18 protein-coding genes and 1 pseudogene are annotated in these 18,232 nt (G+C 62.2%); 10 read left to right on the top strand and 9 right to left on the bottom strand.

The window, feature by feature from the left end:
- Positions 1-33: 33 nt before the first annotated feature.
- Together ACQY4Y_RS14125 and ACQY4Y_RS14120 are read right to left on the bottom strand one after the other, a co-directional pair.
- Complete coding sequence (locus tag ACQY4Y_RS14125) at positions 34-273, bottom strand: hypothetical protein (RefSeq protein WP_428491243.1); 240 nt, start codon at positions 271-273, stop codon at positions 34-36.
- 519 nt (positions 274-792) lie between these two features.
- A complete protein-coding gene (locus ACQY4Y_RS14120) occupies positions 793-1,332 on the bottom strand; it encodes a Dps family protein (RefSeq protein WP_428491242.1) in 540 nt (179 codons plus the stop codon).
- A gap of 446 nt (positions 1,333-1,778) precedes the next feature.
- On the opposite strand from ACQY4Y_RS14120, the gene ACQY4Y_RS14115 reads away from it, so the two are divergent.
- The 5 genes from ACQY4Y_RS14115 to ACQY4Y_RS14095 are packed head-to-tail and all read left to right on the top strand — an operon-like array spanning position 1,779 to position 7,838.
- Positions 1,779-3,341: an FAD-dependent oxidoreductase gene (locus ACQY4Y_RS14115; protein ID WP_428491241.1), complete on the top strand. Its 1,563-nt coding sequence runs from the start codon at positions 1,779-1,781 to the stop codon at positions 3,339-3,341.
- A gap of 11 nt (positions 3,342-3,352) precedes the next feature.
- Positions 3,353-4,219 (top strand): VOC family protein, encoded by an 867-nt coding sequence (locus tag ACQY4Y_RS14110; protein ID WP_428491240.1) that lies wholly within the window; start codon positions 3,353-3,355, stop codon positions 4,217-4,219.
- Between the two features lie 8 nt (positions 4,220-4,227).
- Entirely contained in the window at positions 4,228-5,742 is a 1,515-nt protein-coding gene (gene zwf, locus ACQY4Y_RS14105) for a glucose-6-phosphate dehydrogenase (RefSeq protein ID WP_428491239.1), read from the top strand.
- On the top strand, positions 5,742-7,571 hold the full coding sequence (locus ACQY4Y_RS14100) for a glycoside hydrolase family 15 protein (RefSeq protein ID WP_428491238.1): 1,830 nt from the start codon (positions 5,742-5,744) through the stop codon (positions 7,569-7,571). The genes zwf and ACQY4Y_RS14100 overlap by 1 nt, the downstream gene beginning before the upstream one ends.
- A gap of 57 nt (positions 7,572-7,628) precedes the next feature.
- On the top strand, positions 7,629-7,838 hold the full coding sequence (locus tag ACQY4Y_RS14095; protein WP_428493643.1) for an alpha/beta fold hydrolase: 210 nt from the start codon (positions 7,629-7,631) through the stop codon (positions 7,836-7,838).
- A gap of 31 nt (positions 7,839-7,869) precedes the next feature.
- On the opposite strand, the pseudogene ACQY4Y_RS14090 reads toward ACQY4Y_RS14095, so the two are convergent.
- The 6 genes and pseudogenes from ACQY4Y_RS14090 to ACQY4Y_RS14065 form a co-directional block, all read right to left on the bottom strand.
- A pseudogene (locus tag ACQY4Y_RS14090) lies at positions 7,870-7,974 on the bottom strand (dehydrogenase); the annotation flags it as partial.
- Positions 7,975-8,333: 359 nt separating this feature from the next.
- Positions 8,334-9,872 (bottom strand): IS66 family transposase, encoded by a 1,539-nt coding sequence (gene tnpC, locus ACQY4Y_RS14085; RefSeq protein ID WP_428493642.1) that lies wholly within the window; start codon positions 9,870-9,872, stop codon positions 8,334-8,336.
- A 60-nt stretch (positions 9,873-9,932) separates the two neighbouring features.
- Positions 9,933-10,280, bottom strand: coding sequence for an IS66 family insertion sequence element accessory protein TnpB (tnpB, locus tag ACQY4Y_RS14080; RefSeq protein WP_428491237.1), 348 nt, complete (start codon positions 10,278-10,280; stop codon positions 9,933-9,935).
- On the bottom strand, positions 10,277-10,750 hold the full coding sequence (gene tnpA / locus ACQY4Y_RS14075) for an IS66-like element accessory protein TnpA (protein ID WP_428491236.1): 474 nt from the start codon (positions 10,748-10,750) through the stop codon (positions 10,277-10,279). Before tnpA ends, tnpB begins: the two co-directional genes overlap by 4 nt.
- A gap of 211 nt (positions 10,751-10,961) precedes the next feature.
- The gene (locus ACQY4Y_RS14070; RefSeq protein WP_428491235.1) at positions 10,962-11,615 is read right to left on the bottom strand and encodes a hypothetical protein; all 654 of its coding nucleotides are present in this window, start codon (positions 11,613-11,615) and stop codon (positions 10,962-10,964) included.
- 404 nt (positions 11,616-12,019) lie between these two features.
- Positions 12,020-12,487: a DUF2721 domain-containing protein gene (locus ACQY4Y_RS14065; RefSeq protein ID WP_428491234.1), complete on the bottom strand. Its 468-nt coding sequence runs from the start codon at positions 12,485-12,487 to the stop codon at positions 12,020-12,022.
- A 1,332-nt stretch (positions 12,488-13,819) separates the two neighbouring features.
- Between ACQY4Y_RS14065 and ACQY4Y_RS14060 the strand changes: the two genes are divergently transcribed.
- The 5 genes from ACQY4Y_RS14060 to ACQY4Y_RS14040 all read left to right on the top strand — a co-directional run bounded on the left by ACQY4Y_RS14060 (position 13,820) and on the right by ACQY4Y_RS14040 (position 17,166).
- On the top strand, positions 13,820-14,479 hold the full coding sequence (locus tag ACQY4Y_RS14060; protein WP_428491233.1) for a cytochrome b/b6 domain-containing protein: 660 nt from the start codon (positions 13,820-13,822) through the stop codon (positions 14,477-14,479).
- 11 nt (positions 14,480-14,490) lie between these two features.
- Positions 14,491-15,267: a molybdopterin-dependent oxidoreductase gene (locus ACQY4Y_RS14055; protein ID WP_428491232.1), complete on the top strand. Its 777-nt coding sequence runs from the start codon at positions 14,491-14,493 to the stop codon at positions 15,265-15,267.
- 135 nt (positions 15,268-15,402) lie between these two features.
- Positions 15,403-15,783: a PRC-barrel domain-containing protein gene (locus ACQY4Y_RS14050; RefSeq protein ID WP_428491231.1), complete on the top strand. Its 381-nt coding sequence runs from the start codon at positions 15,403-15,405 to the stop codon at positions 15,781-15,783.
- 755 nt (positions 15,784-16,538) lie between these two features.
- Complete coding sequence (locus tag ACQY4Y_RS14045; protein ID WP_428491230.1) at positions 16,539-16,745, top strand: hypothetical protein; 207 nt, start codon at positions 16,539-16,541, stop codon at positions 16,743-16,745.
- Positions 16,746-16,767: 22 nt separating this feature from the next.
- A complete protein-coding gene (locus tag ACQY4Y_RS14040; RefSeq protein ID WP_428491229.1) occupies positions 16,768-17,166 on the top strand; it encodes a PRC-barrel domain-containing protein in 399 nt (132 codons plus the stop codon).
- A 103-nt stretch (positions 17,167-17,269) separates the two neighbouring features.
- Here the strand turns inward: ACQY4Y_RS14040 and ACQY4Y_RS14035 are convergent, their stop codons facing one another.
- A complete protein-coding gene (locus tag ACQY4Y_RS14035) occupies positions 17,270-18,157 on the bottom strand; it encodes a LysR family transcriptional regulator (protein WP_428491228.1) in 888 nt (295 codons plus the stop codon).
- Between the last annotated feature and the right edge of the window lie 75 nt (positions 18,158-18,232).

Genomic DNA, 18,232 nt, shown 5'->3' with positions numbered 1-18,232 from the left:
TGGAATGCACCAGTAGCGGATCGCCGTCTGATCCTAGCCCAAGATTCGGCAAGCCCGACACTCGATCATCGCGTGACGCCCACGCCGATGCGCTACGGCCTCTCGCGGTGCGGCGGGCGTCACCACTTTTTCAGCCATGTCCTTTAGCATCGCGTTGTTCAGCATCGCCTCTGCCAGCAGCTTCTTCAACCGTGCGTTCTTCGCATCCGGCGTTCGCAGCCGACGCACTGGTAAAAACACGTCGCCGGGTTGGCTCGTGCTGACGACACCCATCTGCCGTCGCCGAGCCCGCGTCCTGCTCAGGCGGGACGCTACCCCCAAAGACTGGCAGACGTTCAGCGGCTTGGTTCAAGGAAAATAGCGATTTCGCAGAACGATCGTCCAACGGCTCGAAACTGATAATGGGGAGGCGGCAGTCAAGACGATGGGGTTACGGTGATACTGGCAACTGGCTTGGACGGATCGAAGCGCCAAGCCTCGGGGATAGCGGCGTCGGAAGCGTAACCCGGATGGCGATGCACGACTCCGTTCTCTGGAATGCGTCCAAAGCCACCGAGCTGACCGAGAGCTTAATCACACGGGTTTGGCCCGGTAAGGCGGGAAGACCAATAGCGCTGTCGCCAATACTGCCTGAGGATGAGGTCGATAGACCGCCGTGGAGGTCTCTCGAAGAGATCAAATGTAGAAATGGCTGGGCCGGCAGGTTCCTCACGGGGCTGGCGATACCGCATGCGGACAATCGTTCTGCACAAAGAATAGGATTCCGCGCGGAGCCCAACTGACGTGTCGTGATCAGCCGTTGGCCCCACGTTCATGTCGTGTCAGCTCGTACAGGAACCAAGTGCGGCGTTCCGCCTCATCAATCCAGACTTCGAGCAGGCTTGCCGTGGCGACATCGCTATACGCCTCACAAACGCCGTGCACCTCACGCATGATCGACACCAGCCGTTGATTATCATCGCGCAGTTCTGCAAGCGTGCCTTGCGGTTCGACGTACGGAGCGTCATTGTCGGCGATGCGCTGCTTGCGGGCGATGTCGCCGATCGACCGCAGGGTCGTCCCGCCGATCTTGCGCGCTCGCTCGGCGATCGGATCGGTCATGGCGAAGATCTGCTCGCCGTGCTCATCGAGCAGGATGTGATGGTCGCGAAAGTGCAGTCCACTCATGTGCCAGTGGAAATTCTTTGTCTTGAGATAAAGAGCAAACACATCCGCCAGCAGACCGCGTAGCGCCGCCGAGATATCGCGTGTCGCTTCCGACCCCAGGTCGGTAGGAGTTTCCAGGCGTTCCCTGGCGTGAAACTCCGCGGCCGATCCTGGTCCACTGGTCATGCTTTTTCTCCTCGCGTCGTTGTATGGACCGCCTCACGGCGGCGGTTTCGCGGGATTACGATCGAAGTCATCAATATACAGGCGACGTGGAACGATATCGCCCGCACATCCCGCCGATCGACCGTCTTCGCGGCGACAAAGACACCGAACCACCTGACGCCGCTAATAGTCTTACGGTATGGTTTTGATGATTGTGCCGATGATGCTGTCATGCGGGGCTGCGATGACATCGAGCAACAAGAGCGACCGCTGACCGCAACGAAGCCCACCAGTCTCTCCAGTCGATTGGAGGCTTACTTTCACCAAGGGGCGGAGCAACACGCCACCGCCACTTACCGGACTATCGGAACCATAACCCAAAAGCATTAGCTGCGAGGTTGGTTCTCTGTCGTTGATTGGAAGCGATCGAAAACGACCGGTCCCCGCGAAAATAAAGGATTTCGTCAGTGCCTTCGAATCATTACGATCTAATAGTCATCGGTAGTGGTCCGGGCGGTGCCTCGCTTGCCCATCGGCTGGCGCCGACCGGTAAGCGCATCCTGATCCTTGAGCGCGGCTCCTATCTGACGCGCTCGGACCGCAATTGGAGCGCGCAGGACGTCTTCGTCGATGGCCTCTATCAGGCCAGGGAAACCTGGACCAATGCCAAAGGCGACAGCTTCAGCCCGGCACTGCACTATTATGTCGGCGGCAATTCCAAGGTTTACGGCGCCGCCTTGTTTCGCCTGCGCGAACGCGACTTCGGCGAGATGGTGCATGCCGGCGGCATCTCGCCGGCCTGGCCGCTCGGTTATGACGCGTTCGAACCATATTACACCGAGGCCGAACGGCTGTTCCACGTGCACGGCCAGCGCGGCGAGGACCCCAGCGAACCCTGGGCAAGCAGCCCCTATCCTCACGCACCTGTCAGTCACGAACCCCGCATCGCACGACTGGACGAGAACCTGCGCGGCATCGGCCTACATCCTTTCCACCTGCCGCTCGGCATCCTGCTCGACGAAAATGATGGCCGGGCAACCCCGACCAGCCCCTGCATCCGGTGCAGCTACTTCGATGGGTTTCCCTGTCCGACGAACGGCAAGGCCGACGCGCAGGTGATCTGCGTCGATCCGATGCTGGCCGCCCACGACAACGTCACACTGCTGACCGGCGCCTATGTTTCCCGCCTGGAGACCGACGCCTCCGGCCACAGCGTCCGATCCGTCCACGTCACCCGCGATGGTGGCGAGGAAACCTTCTCGGCGGACATCGTGGTGGTGGCATGCGGTGCGCTCTCCTCCGCCCTGCTGCTGCTGCGGTCAGCCAACGACGCACACCCGAATGGGCTCGGCAACACATCCGGCCAGCTTGGCCGTAACTACATGCGCCACAACATGAGCGTCGTCGCGGCGATCATGCGCGAACCGAACGACACCGTGTTCCAGAAAACTCTGGCGTTCAGCGATTTCTACTTTGGCGCGGATGATTGGGACTACCCGCTCGGCCTGGTGCAGATGTGCGCGACAAGCCATGCCGATCAGATCCGCGGCGAGGCCCTGCCACATTGGCTGGAGTGGCTGCCGGGAATGCCGTTCGAGCAGATGGCGCGTCATTCGATGGATTTCTGGCTACAGACCGAGGACCTGCCCCACCCCGATAACCGGATCTACTATCGGGATGGCAAGGTGCATCTCGACCTGACCGAGACCAACCCGCAGGCACTCACCCACCTGCGGCGCAAACTGGCCCAGGTGTTGACCGAGGCCCGCCATCCGCATGTGCTGCTGGAGCGCAGTCTCTACCTCGGCAAGAACATTCCGCTGAGCGGCACCGCGCACCAGGCCGGTACCGCGCGCTTCGGCACTGATCCCGCCACGTCGGTGCTCGACCTCGACTGCCGAGCGCACGAGATCGACAACCTCTATCTGGCCGACGCAAGCTTTTTCCCATCGATCGGGGCGGTGAACCCGACGCTTACCATCATTGCCAATGCCTTGCGTGTCGCCGACCGGATCCGCGAGCGGCTATGATGACCGCCAGGGTGAGCGCCATCACCGCCTTCCGGTTGACCACCACGGACCCAGAGCGGCTGGCCCGTTTCTATGCAAGCATTGGCTTCACAATCGGCAGGCCCCGACCGATACCGCGAAACGAGATGGCGCTGCTGGGACTCGAGGGCGGGGGCACCCGCCTGCCGCTCCGCCTTGGCGGTCAGCAGATCGACCTCGACCGTTTCGATCGGCCGGGCCGGCCTTATCCCAGCAACGCCAGCGCCGCCGATCTCTGCTTTCAGCATCTCGCGCTCGTCACCGACGACGTGGGAGTGGCTTGGGCCCGTATCTCGGCGCTCGGCGACACGCGTATCTCCGTTGTCGGTCCGGTGACGCTGCGCACCTCCTCGGGCGACTCCACGGCCATGAAGTTCCGCGATCCGGACGGCCATCCGATGGAATTGCTGCAAGTCCCGCCGGGCTCTCGCAGTTCCTGGCAGGGCGGGGGTTTGCTCGGCATCGATCACAGTGCGATCAGCGTCGCCGATGCCAAGGCCGGCCGCCGCTTCTACAAGGCGCTGGGATTGGCTGCGCGAACGCCGGCGCTGTGTGGCGGCCTGGCGCGGGCCGCGCTCGACGGACTCGAGGAAGCCGAGGTCGCCGTCGTGCCGCTTATGCCCCGGAAAGCACCGCCGCATCTCAAGCTACTGGCCTACCTTACGCCCAAGGGACGTCCAGCGGAGCCGTCGGCGCCGAATGACATTGCGGCCACGCGGACTGTCTGGGCCGCCGATCGCGACGCGCTGCTGCGTGACCCGGACGGCCACCTCCACCTGCTGCGGCAATCGGCGGACGCCCATCGCCAACCTAAGATGCCGGGCCGGCCTTCGAACGATCAACCCCCTCGCCAATCATGAGATGCCCCATGCCCTCTACCGACTGTTCAATCCCGGCGGCGCCATCCGTCACCATTGTCATCTTCGGCGCCACGGGCGACCTCACTCGTCGACTGCTGATGCCGGCGATGATCAACATGACGCGGTCGGGGCTGGTGGGTGACAGCCTGCACATAATCGGCGTCGGCATCGATCCCGGCGACGATGCGACGTTGCGGCAGGCGCTCGATGACTTCCACCCTGAAACAGGCGGCGAGGGCGCGGTCGAGAGGGGCGAGGCGTGGCAGCGGCTTCGCCAACGCATCTCCTACATCCAGGGCGATTTCAACCAGAACGACATCTACCAGGCGATCGCCGAGCGTATCGCGCGCGCGCCGACAGGGAACGCCGCGTTTTATTTGGCAGTCCAGCCGCGTTACTTCGGCGTCATCGTCGAAAAGCTCGCTGATCACGGGCTGATGGACGAAACCCCAAACAGCTTTCGCCGCGTCGCGATCGAAAAGCCGTTCGGCCAGGATCTCCAATCCGCCAAGGCGCTGAATGCGCGGATCATCAAGCGTGTCGCCGAGACGCAGGTCTATCGCATCGACCATTTCCTGGGCAAAGAGACGGTGCAGAACATCATGACGGCGCGCTTCGCCAACACGATGATCGAGCGGCTATGGACAAGCGACTGCATTGACCATGTCCAGATCACCGTCGCCGAGACGGTCGATGTCGGCACCCGCGGCAAGTTCTATGACGCCACCGGTGCGCTGCGCGACATGGTCCCCAATCATCTGTTCCAATTGCTCGCCATGGTCGCGATGGAGCCGCCCAACAGTTTCGACGCCGAGGCCATTCGCGACGAGAAAGCCAAGCTCCTGAAGGCGATCCGGGTCTACTCGCGCCAGGACGCCGAACGGAACGGCGTGCGCGGTGCCTACACCGCGGGCGAAATGAACGGGCAGCATGTGCCTGCCTACACCGCCGTCGCTGACGTAGCCAAAACCAGCAGCACCGAGACCTACGTCGCCTTGAAGTTGATGATCGACACCTGGCGCTGGTCGGGGGTGCCGTTCTACCTTCGCACCGGCAAGGTGATGGCAGTGCGGGATAGCGAGGTCGTCATCGCCTTCAAGCCGGTTCCGCACACCCAGTTCGAAAACACGTCGGCGGGCCACTTGCAACCAAACCGCCTGGTGATTCAAATCCAGCCTGATGAGGGTTTGCGCATGGACATCCTGATTAAGCAGCCGGGTCCGCTTGTGGCCACCGCGCCGGTAAGCCTTGACTTTCATTACGCCGATCGCTTCGACATCGCCCGTCAGGTCGGTTACGAGTCGCTGCTCTACGACCTGTTCATCGGCGACCGGACGCTGTTTCAGCGAGCTGACGGGATCGAGGCGGGCTGGGCGGCAGTGCAGCCTTTTCTCGATCTTTGGGCGAACGGCGGCAAGCCCGATCCGTACCAGCCAGGCAGCCTCGGTCCCGACGCCGCCGATACGCTGCTGGCACGGGACCATCGCATTTGGCATTCCCTTGCCGCCGAGAGGCAGACTTGATGGCCGCGCCGACGGGATCGGTCCGCCCGATCGAGGATTACGCGCTGATCGGATCGACCGAGGGCGCGGCTCTCATCCATCGCGACGGCACCATCGAATGGCTGTGCGTGCCACGCTTCGATTCAGAAGCGATCTTCGCGGCATTGCTCGGCGATCGCAGCCATGGCGCCTGGCAGCTTGGCACGCCGGATCCGAAAGCACGCTTTTCGCGGCGCTATCTGCCCGAGACGATGGTGCTTGAGACCACGATAGAGACCGACAACGGCAAGGCTCTGGTGCTCGATTTCATGCCGCGTCCCGCCGTCGGCGGCACGCACGAGCTGGTCCGCATCGTTCGTGGCATCGCTGGTCAGGTCGAGATCGCCATGGACCTGCGCCTGCGCTTCAACTACGGCGCCTGGGCGCCTTGGGTCATACGGGAAGAGGGGATGATCGTCGCCACCGCGGGGCCGGACGCGGTGCGACTCAGCAGCAGCATCGATCTCGACAACGTCGATTTTTCCACCCGGGCACGCTTCGACATCGCGGCTGGGCAGAGTGTCGCCACGATGCTGGAATGGTTTCCTTCGCACCAAAGCCCACCGCTGCCGCGCGACCCCTATGCGCTGCTGCAGCGTACGATCTCGGAATGGGAGTCGTGGGCTCGAAGCTGCACCTATATGGGCCCCCATGCCGAGGTCGTGCGGCGCTCGTTGATCACGCTCAAAGCGCTTACCTACCGCCCGACAGGGGGCATCGTGGCGGCGCCCACCACCTCGTTGCCCGAGATGCCCGGCGGTGTGCGCAACTGGGATTATCGCTTTTGCTGGCTGCGCGACGCGGTGCTGACGATCTACGCCTTCAGCGGTTCGGGGTTCCATGACGAGGCCAGCGCCTGGCGCTGGTGGTTGATGCGGGCCGCCGCCGGGGCCCCCGACGAGCTGCAGATCATGTACGGGCTGCATGGCGAGCGGCGGCTGACCGAGGTCGAACTCGATCACTTGCCGGGATATGAACAGAGCCGGCCTGTGCGCGTCGGCAACGCTGCCCACGGCCAGCGCCAGCTCGATGTCTACGGCGCGGTGCTCGGCGCGTTCGATGCCGGGCGGCGCGCCGGCTTGCCCGACATGGACAAGGTATGGCCGCTCCAGCGCGCCATCGCGAAGAATCTGCTGATGCTGTGGCGTGAGCCGGATTCGGGCCTATGGGAAGTGCGTGGGGCGCCCCGCCATTTCGTCTATTCCAAGGTGATGTGCTGGCTCGCCTTCGATCGGATGGTGGCAAGTGCTACCGAATTCGGCCTCGACGGGCCGATTGAGGACTGGCGCCGCGCCCGTGACGAAATCCATGCCGACATTTGCCAACATGGATACGACGACGCCACCAACAGCTTCGTTCAGTATTACGGAGCCGACAGGGTTGACGCGGCGCTGCTGCAAATCCCGATGCTGGGTTTCCTGCCGGCGGACGATCCGCGCGTGCTGGGCACGATCGCACGGATCGAGCGAGAGCTGCTGGAGAACGGCGTCGTTTATCGCTACCGGACAGACAGCGGCGATGCCGATGGGCTGCCCGGTCACGAAGGTGCCTTCCTGGCCTGCAGCTTCTGGCTCTGTGACGCCTGGACCCTTTCCGGCCGCGTCGACGACGCGCGAGCGCTGTTCGAGCGACTGCTCACTTATGGCAACGACCTTGGCCTGTTTGCCGAGGAATACGACCCGGCCGCCGGTCGGCAGCTGGGGAATTTTCCTCAGGCGTTCAGCCACTTCGCGCTGGTCAACACGGCGCACACCTTGGCCGGCCAGCCGGGCGGCGTCGCCGAGCACCTCGCTGACGGGTCCACGCGATAGCGCGCGATGCTCCGCGGCGGCAGGTCGAAAGAGTTACATCACGCGTGAAGACAACCAATTGCCAGCGACTCCGACAAGCTGCCTGAAAGCCGCCCCGGCTCGTATCGCTTCGTCGAGCAGCGACGCTACCTCGACGCCTCGCTCGAGGCTCTGGATGTGCGCGAGCGGGTCACCCTCGTCGTCCATGACTGGGGCTCGGCGTTCGGCCTGGATTGGGCCAACCGCCGCCGCGAGCCCGTGAAAAGAGTATCGCGTATATGGAGATGATCATGCGGCCGCAGAGCTGGGACCACGTCACGGTGATGTAGACATAGGCGCCCTCATCAACGAACCGTTTCGCCATCGCCAGCACAATGCCGCTGCTGCCACCAGTGATGACGTGCAATCTTGCCTTAGGTCTGATCCTCCTAAGAACACAGGATGACGGATTGTCGTAACTGATGGCGAGTTCGGACGTGCCGGTTCGTTCAAGTAGGTAGCCCGCTCGTTCAACTGTTTGCCGCAGCAGGCGCGACAGCGAAATCGGCGGTAGCTCGGCGCGGTCCGCTCGGACCGTTCCGAAACGGCCGTCGAGCCGCACCCAATACGCCGCATCCATCCTGTTCCTGGCCGCGGCGCCTGTACCCAGCGGGTTTCGATCTGAACAGGGTCCGCTGGCGCGAGAACTGGCGGAACCAACGTCTGCCCGCTGTCTCTCATTGAACGTACACAGCCGACGGCCAAGGTGTAAGCGTTACGGCAAGGCCACGTGCCTTGTGATGCCTACGCCGAGCTGATCGCCCGGGTCTGGTTCAACATTTTCCAGTTCCAAGGCAGCAACTGGTCCAATTCATTTCGCTTGGTTTGTCCGGACAACATACGCATGAGGACGTTGGTCAACCAGGCAAGAGGTTCGACATCATTGAGTTTAGCCGTCTGGATCAGCGTGGCGACGATCGACCAGTGACGTCCGCCGCTGTCGGCTCCGGCGAACAATGCGTTTTTGCGCCCGAGGGCGATGGGGCGCATGGCACGCTCGACAATGTTGGTGTCCAGTTCGAGACGCCCATCGTCGAGGAACCGGAGCAATCCCTCCCAATGGTTGAAGGTGTAGCGGATCGCCTGCGCCAGCTTTGAGCGGCCGGACAGCCGACCGAGTTGCTCGCGCAACCAAACCTGCAAGGCCTCGACCAATGGGCGGCTGCGCTGCTGACGTTCACGCTGGCGGTCCTCTGCGGATCGACCGCTGATGTCGCTCTCGATCGCATAAAGCGCGCCGATCCGTTGCAACGCCTCGTGCGCGATCGGCGACTTTGTGGCGACGTGGACGTCGTAGAATTTCCGCCGCGCGTGAGCCCAACAAAAGGCCAGGTGGGGCCGCTGATTGGTCACGGCCTGCACCTGATTGAACCCGGCATAGCCGTCCACCTGGAGCAAACCTTGGAAGCCCTTCAGGTGGGTTGCCGGATGTTCGCCCTTGCGATCCTCGCTGTAGGCATAGGCCGCGGCAGGATACCCGGGTCCGGACCATGGGCGATTGTCCGTCGCATAGCACCACAGCCGCCCGGTTTTGGTGCGTCCCCGGCCCGGGTCCAGCACCGGCAAGGTGGTATCGTCGGCAACGACCTTCGGCGATGACAGCACCGTGTTCAGGATCAGCGCATGCAGCGGCTCCAGCCACCAGCAGGCACGGCCCACCCAATTGCATAATGTAGAACGATCCAGGGTGACGCCCGCGCGGGCGAAGATCTGCGCCTGGCGATACAGCGGCAGGTGGTCGGCATATTTGCTGACCAGCACATGCGCCAACAGCGCCTCGGTGGCCATGCCGCCGTCGATTGGCCGCTCCGGCGCGGGCGCTTGCACCACGGCCTGCTCGCAGACCCGGCAACCATAGCGCGGACGGCGGATGACCTGGACGCGGAACTGGGCAGGCACGTGATCCAGCATCTCGGACCGGTCCTCGGCGATGAGATGCAGTGGCGCACCGCAACAGGGACAGGTCTTGTCGGCGACATCGATCACGACCTCGACCCGAGGCAGATCAGCAGGCAACGAACCGCGGTTACGCTTTGGCGGCGCGGCACGCGGTGCGGGTTGGACCGCTTCGATCTTGGCCGTCTGCTCGGCGAGGGACTGCTCGAGGTCTTCGATCCCTTGATCCAGCGCCTCGTCGCTGAGCTGTTCGGATCGGCGGCCGAAGCGATGACGCAGCAAACCGGCGATCAACATCTGCAACCGCGTGATCTCTGCCTGAGCTTCGCGCAGCAGGTGCTGCAACGTCGTGGGATCCTCGGGGAGTGGCGTGGGGACGATGGACACCGGCGAACGGTGAAGCTGTGCCTCGTGCCGCACCAATTGAATCCTGCGTGAGCAGCGCCATCAACCTGCCAGTTCCGGTCGCCGGACGCGCGGCGGCATCCGCCAGTCGATGCCTTCCAGTAACATCGACACCTGAGCCGCAGTCAGCGACACTCGGCCCGTATTGGTAGTTGGCCAGAGAAAGTGGCCCTTCTCCAATCGCTTGCTGAACAGGCACATCCCTTGCCCATCGAACCAAAGGATCTTGATCAGGCCACCCCGTTTGCCACGAAAGGCAAATAACGCGCCGCTAAACGGATCCTCCTCCAGCACCTGCTGGGCCAGCATCGCCAGGCCATCCATGCCCTTGCGCATATCGGTGTGGCCACACGCCAGCCAGACCCGCACCCCCGATGGCAGCGTGATCATCCACGCAGCGCCGCCAGCACGCGGCGTAAAGCGCGCGGATCGATCTGCGTATCCACGCGCACCGCCGTGCCATCGGGTAGCACAATCTCGATCAGGCTGACCGGTCGCAGCGGAGGTTCGGGTCGCATGGCTGGATCCGTTGACGCCGCAATTCGCTGTGGCGGGGCGATTTGGACGCGGGCGAACTGGGCACCGGCACCGGCAGAGTTGGGCTGCGCAGCCAGCAACGCCTTGCGCCATGTCGAAATCAGGCCGCTGCTGATGCCATACTCGCGGGCGACATCCATGGACGACACGCCTGGCTCAAAGCTCTTCGCCGCAATCGCCTGTTTTTGCTCGGTGGACCACCGACGGCGCGGCTCGCCGCGGGTGATCAGCTCAACCCTGGAACCGCGGGAACTCGTACGAGCGCTCGTACGAGAACCTTTTGATTCGGCTGGGGGCTCGGTTGGCGGTGCGTCGATTTCCATAGACCCGACGCAGCATATTTGCGGCAACCGGCGCTAGGTGGGGGCGCCGCAACGCTTACGCCAAGGTGCGAGATGCATCATGCACCTTGAAATGCTGATAAAGCATCCTGGCGATGTTTCTCCGACCTGAAGAGCGCAATTGTCTCGCGACATCCTGGGCGAGGGCGCCTGGTGCCGCCTATCGGCCGCATATGCAACGCTACGCTGGGTGCTACGACAAGGCGTCGTAGACCCTCGCCAAGGACGTTTCCGAAGTAAGGAACAGCGGTCGCTCCAGGCGCAACAGGCTGTCGAGGCCTAGGCTTCGTCCGGCTCCCGTGAGCGCAAACATCGTGCTCATTCCGATGATGCCGACATAGGTCCAGGGCCACTCGGTCGGATCATTATAGAGGCCGATCAAAAGATTGAGCGTGAACAGAGCCGCTAGGACGCCGGACAGCCTGACCAGGAATCCAAGCATGAGCGAGGCGGTGAAGAACACCTCGGAGAGGTAAACCAGCGGCTGAACCACTGCGATGTGATTAAGGAAGATCTGCATGATGTCGGAGTGAACTGAGAGCGCGCTGTACTTGACCGTCTGTGCAAGCCAGAACTTGAAACCGGCCGAGACGGGCAGCGGCAGTTTCCACAACGTCCCGAGCCACCACATTCCGGCGGCCACCATGCGTAACGAGAATACACAGAGATGATAGCCGGTTCGTTGCGCGGGATCGCGACGCCAATTGACGACCGCAATGGCGATGCCACCGATTAGCAAGAACCAATACAGCGCGACTGTTAGCCAACGCAAATCTCCAAGTGCCACCTGGTCTGGGATCTGCCCCGTGAGAAACAGTAGGAACGTGTGAATCGGGTTGTCATGCATCGGCTTGCCTCGTGTGTCGCGTTCGTCGGGGAAATACGTCTTCCGAGAAGCAGTGGTGGGTGGCGGCGCCGTGCTCTTCGAACCCGAGGAGAAGTATGGGGAACGCGATCGCAGGTCCAATGCCGGCAAGGTATCAGACCGATCCGTCAACCTCGGAGCCGCGATGAAAACGGCGTTAGCCGAATTGAAGCAACGGATCATTGCGTAACTCGAAAACCTCAACCGCGAGCCCGTTGTCCACACCACAAGATCACGGTGCCGGCGTGATAGGAGTCGTTCCTTGGAAACACTGTACTGGTGGTCCGATCCTGGCATTTGGTGGCCGACCAGTCAGCTGAATCGACCGACCAAAAATGGGTCAATCTCGACCCGTCTTGCCCTGGCGGGACATGTCACGCGTACGCTCATTTCGTGACCTTCGTAATTGATCGCGGGAGGAGGCCTTCCTGGCGCAGCCCACGCCACGCCAGCAGGCTGTCGCCCAGGAACACGACCAGCGCAATGACCGTGCAACCCAAGGCGACAGCAAACAGCCCGATCAACCAGCCGTCGACCGCCGACTTACCCACGCTTCCGAGAAACAGGACGAAGGCGGCGGCGCACGCCGAAGCACCGCCGACGGCGCCGATCACGATCGAGGCGTCCAATAACCACCTGCGATGTTCAAGACGAACCAGATGGCGGCGCAGGTTGACGTTATCCGCCGGGCTGACATCGCCGCTCAGCAGGTCGGCCGCGTGTGACATATCGTCCGAAACGCGGGCCAGGCGCGTGTTGAACAGCCCGAGCAGAATGCCAATGCCGGACAGCAGGAACACCGGCGTCAGCGCCGTCTGAATCAGATGCGCGACAGCCCCGGTGGGGTCAGTCATCGGTGGGGTCAGTCATCGATGGGGTCAGTCATCGGTGGGCGGAGATTAAGGTGGATCGGATCATCGGTCGGGCCTCCCACCCTGAAACGGGCTATTGGCTCCCATGTCTCGACAGTCCGATGTGAGCACGCGAGATTACATAATCGGTATCCGTGGCAAGGTTCACGTGGCACGATGGGCAACTGCTAGTTGCATGTAAAAATCCTTAGCTATTCAAAATTAATTCTTGGCAGTTTTTGTCTGGCGATTGTCAGGGCTGGAGCAAGGCCTGCTTCCCCACCCCGCCCAGACCCGTGTCTAGCGGTCGAGAAAAGCGGGGAACGCCCCCGCAACCGAAACCGGCCTTCGCGGCGATCCCACATCAGGCCGAGTCTCCTTGGAGGTGGCCCGGTCACCGCCAAGTTCCTTTTGCCGGCGTGGATAGGAACCTGGAAACCCCATAATCGGGTTGAGCCACGCGGCCTGCATTTCCATCAGGAATTACAGTGACCAGGTTATGCTTGTCCGCGGTCCTGAAAACGAATACGTCCGGTCGGCACGGTACGTTCGCAACCGCGGATGGTTCACGCACAGGGCCGGCTACCGGAACGCCGCCATTCGTGACCAGGACGTCGCGCCGACTGATGCCACTGCGCATTGCACCGCATTCCAATAATCTCAGTCCCCAGAGACGGCGAATTTTCATGCACGGGCCAATGCCTATTGCGCATCGTCTCTATGATTTAAGGTTCATCCCTAACCACAGACGCGCGAACTCGTCTCAAGGGGTGCTGAGAGCGACGCTTCGTGCGAATGGAAGCTTGAGATCAGTTGTGGCCAAGACCGCGCCGCGAATGATTCCAGGCCGGGAAGCATGGGACGCGGACCGCGGCATCACTGCTGTTTGCCGAGTCAACCTATCCAGGCCGACCGGACAGATTGGCGGCCGCTTTAGTCAGTTATTTGTTGACGGCGCTTGCCACGAGACAAACCGCCCGCCAGTCGCGCGGTCCATCTCTCGGGGGCATCGATGCCGAGGTTATCGCAATCATGCGTCGAAAGCATTGGCGTCATTGGTCGGTTTGCTTCCCTTTATTTCCTTAGTGCGGCAGGCTCCGCTCAGGTTGGCGCCGGTCCCAACCCCGTTGCGAAGGTTGTTCACCGCCGGACGCCCAGCCATGAAGAGAGGCGAATGTTGAGCTTACTTCCCCCGACCACGGCAGTCCTCGGTAAGCCGATACCCGGACCCGGCCAGACCGCTGCAAGCCCCGGTCGTGTTCCTTACGAATCGAACGGCCCGTTCACCAGCCATGGCAACACGATGACGGATCGCGCCACGGATTGGCGGATCGCATGATCGTCGCGACCCATACCGCCGGCAGCGGCCGCCGCCTGCACCCGCTGGCTGTGCGGATCATGCACTGGATCAATGCGGTGGCTATGATCGTGATGATCACGTCCGGCTGGGGAATCTACAATGACGACGTCATTATCAGAGGCCTGCACTTCCCGGACTTCTTGCGGCTTGGGGACTGGGCGGCTTGGAGCCTGAACTGGCATTTTGCCGGCATGTGGCTGCTCGTGCTCAACGGCCTGACCTATCTTGTCTACGGCATAATCACCGGCCGCCTGCGCGAACGGATGCTGCCGATCCGCATTGCTGAAGTGTGGGCAACCATCCGAGACACGCTCCACTTCAAACTCGCGCACGAGGACCTGACTGTCTACAACGCGGTCCAGAAGCTGCTCTATATCATCGTAATCCTCGCGGGGATCGCACAAGTAATTACGGGAATCGCAATCTGGAAGCCTATTCAGTTCTCCGGCCTGGTCGCTGTGTTGGGCGGCTTTCAGACGGCGCGTGTGATCCACTTCGCCGGCATGACGATCATCTTCGGCTTCCTGATCGTCCACGTCGCCCTGGCTTTGCTCATCCCGCAGACATTGGTAGCGATGGTGACGGGCGGCCCCAGGATCGCAAGATCACCCGGACAACCCGGTCGTCATACTTAGGTGCGCCACACATGAGTTCTCCCTTTCGCCCGGCCGACGGCACGAGCCTGGCCGACAGTCTCGATACTCACCGGCCGCTCATCCGCTCGCTTGAACGGCGCGGGCTGCTCCGTGGTGGATTATCACTGGGCATGCTCACGATGCTGACGGGCTGTGACGTAAAGCGGCCCGAATCCGTCGAGGCTGCGCTGCTCGCCATTTCCCGGCTGAACGACGGGGTGCAGGCCTGGCTTTTCAATCCGAACAAGCTTGCGCCCACCTACCCGGCATCGATGGTGCTGAAGCCGCCGAAGTTCAATGCCTATTATGACGTGGTTGACGTCAAGCCGGTGAATGGCGCCTTATGGAGGCTCGAGGTCGGAGGCCTTGTCGCCGAAAAGCGGCCTTGGACGGTGAGCGACCTGGCTGCATTGCCGCAGCAAAGCGAGATCATCAAGCATATCTGCGTGGAGGGCTGGAGCTACATCGGCCAGTGGTCCGGCCCTACGCTGCGCAGCTTCCTGGAACATGTCGGTGCGGACCTGCACGCCAAGTATGTCGCCTTCCGGACGGCCGACAACTATCCGAGCAGCATCGACATGGCGTCTGCACTGCATCCACAGACATTGCTTGCAACCGGTTACGCCGGCGCAACGCTGGCCGATCCTTTTGGCTACCCGTTGCGGCTGCGGACATCGATCAAACTCGGCTACAAGAACCCGAAATGGATCACCGCCATCGAGGTGACGAACACCTATCCTGGCGGCTATTGGGAAAAGCTGGGCTTCCCGTGGTTCGCGGGCATCTAGATGCCCGAACGAGGAGCCGGCGTGGACAGATCACTGACCCTTCCGCGGGCCTGCATGAGGGCGGCGCTTTGCCTGGCTGTCGGCCTGGCAGTTCCAGGCCTTGCCGCCAACGCACAGAGCAGGGTCCCAGGAGGCATGCCGCCGCCGCCCGGCATGTCCCTGGCGGCCTCTGCCGCGATGCGGTTTCCGCAGCCGGTCCGGGTGGGCGATCTGTTGCATCGCACCGTGCTGCAACCGGTCGAGAGCCAGACCCGCCTCGGCCGGGTCGACGCGGTGATGCAGGATGGCAAGGGGATGATCTTTGCCGTGATCCAGTATGGCGGTTTCTTCGGGTTCGGGAGCCGGCCGATCGCCGTTCCGATCGATGCGATGGTGCTGCTGGGGCAGGACATGGAGGTGGTCGCCTATACGCCGGACCAGCTCAGCGGCTTCCCGACCTTCTCCCCCGGGAGTGGCGACACTACGATCGATCCGAACCGCCTGATCAAGGTTGGTCTCGCCAAGCCCTCCCACTGAGAGCCGACCGGGGCCGGTCCGTTGCTGATAGCAATCCGTCAAACCCTTGAGCCGCCCTGGGCAGGCCGATATTCAGGCCGACCTACGACTATCGCACCCACGTCGCCAACTACCCAGCCTGGCAAGCCTGGCTGCGCCAGACCCAGTCGCCTTTGCTGGTGTTGCGGGGTCGTTACGACCCCTCGTTCCTGGCCGCGGAGGCAGCGGCGTATCTACGCGACGTCCCTGCGGCCGAGGTGCTTCTGCTCGACGCCGGGCATTTTGTGTTCGATAAAAAGCCGGACGAAATTGTCGGGCTGACGCATGATTTCCGGGCCCGGCATGTCAATACATCGTAACGGCCGGCAGCCTCGGTAGCAGATGCCCGCAAGCCGCACGCGGATTCCATGTATTATCCGGAAGCGTAGCCGAGCGTGGATTGGCTAGAGCGCGATCGCGCTGCACGAAACGTTCGTCGTCCGAAGGACGCACTGTTCGCGCGAGGCGCGTGAATCGCTCGACAAAACAAAGAGCTAGACCAGTTTCCGTATGCACAGTCATGCTGAATATAGTCTAGACACACAATTGTCGAGCCCGGGAGCGCATGCCGGCGCCGGCTTTAGGCGGGTGGATTGCCATCGCCCCAGATCCGTCATTTCCCAGTAACGTCAGAGACACTTATTGATACGCAACGATCTCTCGCACGCCATGCCGAACCGTTATCCAACCAATAGCTTTTCCGGCGACCATGGTCGCCTTATGTAAATGGTCAGAAGTTGAAGCGGATCCGGCATGTCGACCATCTGGAGAACACAGGCAGTGAGATGATCGGCGTGGAACAATTCCTGGGTGGCGCAATCTCAACGCTCGAAGCGCTGATGCGCGCTGGCTTCGGTGAAGAGGCAGGTGGCTGGTCCAACCGGCTTCTGCTCGACGCCGCCGGTAATCCGGACGACCTGCACAATCGCCAAGCCGGCGGTTAATATCCTCAGAGGGAAACATAATATGAAATTACTGACCATTGGTGCCGCACTTTTAGTTATTTCCCTGGGGACAGGTGCCCAGAGCTTTGCTCAATCCAAGCCGATGTCACCTGCAAAAGCTGCTGTCATGGCAGACCACACGTTACGTATTAGTAAATTGCTGCACGCACGTATATACAATGCTGCAGGAGAGGAAATCGGCACGATCGACGACGTTCTGGTCGATCCGAAGGTTGGCCAACCTCGGGCAATACTCTCTGTGGGAAAGTATCTGGGAAAAAAAGATGAATTGGTGGCCGTACCGCTTGACAGTATCGAATTTGGCTCTGACAGAATGGTAATGCCGCAAGGGACCAAACAGCACATGGCAGAAATGAGACGGTTCAGCTACGGCTCGCCCCTGGAAGGCGGCGGCGGCTAGTTCCTTTTGCCGGAAGGCAAGTATCCGAATCCTTTGCGGTCAGCGTTCGAGACCAGGGGTCGGACGATCGGGCTCGTTGCAGCGGCGGGTTTGAAAGCGGATGTCAAACCATTCTGCTGTTCAGGCCGTCCTCGACAAAATCGGCGAAGGCGCGAGCCTTCGCGCTCGCCAACCGTCCGGTTGGGAAAACGGCCCACAAATCGATCGGCGGCAGCGCCCATTCCGACAGAACGCGCCTTACCGCACCGTTGGCGAGTTCAGGGCCGAACATCCAGTCGGACACAACCGCGACCCCCATGTCGGCGAGCACCGCTGCGCGGGTCGCCTCCGCCGCGCTGACCCGCAGCCGGCCACGCACGGCAACGGACACCTCCGTATCACCCTTCCGAAACACCCAGGTATCACCGAGCTGGCTGTAAACCACCGCATGGTGATGGGTGAGGTCGGCCGGCATCTTGGGCGTTCCGGCTCGGCTCAGATAGGCCGGCGTCGCGACCACCGATCGGCCACTACTGGCAATCTTGCGCGCCAACGCCGAGGAGTCGGCCAAGACCCCCAGCCGTAGAGCGATGTCGATGCCTTCGGAAACGAGGTCGATGACACGGTCATCGAGGATCACGTCGATGTCGAGAGAGGGATGGCGCGCCAGGAACTCTGGCATGCGAGGCACGATCATCAGCCGAGCAAAGGTCGTCGCCGTGGAGACCCGCAGGCGGCCGGACAGCCCAGCCCCCGTGCCTCGCGCCTCCAGCTCCGCCTCATCGACCTCCTGGATTGCGTGTCGGGCGCGCTCGTAGAATCGCAGTCCCGCGTCGGTCGGCGCGAGAGCGTGGGTCGAGCGTATTAGCAGCCTCACCTGAAGCCGCTCCTCGAGCTGCGCGATCGTTTTGGACACGGCGGGCTGGCCCACGCCGAGCTGCCGCGCCGCACCTGAGAAGGAACCGGTTTCCACCACCCGCACGAACGCGGCCATGGTCTGCAATCGATCCATCATTCCCCGGAGGAATACCCGTTATCACCTCAACCGGTCTGACACCGCCAATGAGGAATAGCAATACTCATGTCA

Source organism: Rhodopila sp. (genome assembly GCF_965277165.1).
Lineage (GTDB): Bacteria > Pseudomonadota > Alphaproteobacteria > Acetobacterales > Acetobacteraceae > Rhodopila.
Note: the sequence above shows the minus strand (reverse complement) of the source record. Positions and strands in the feature narration are given on the sequence as shown.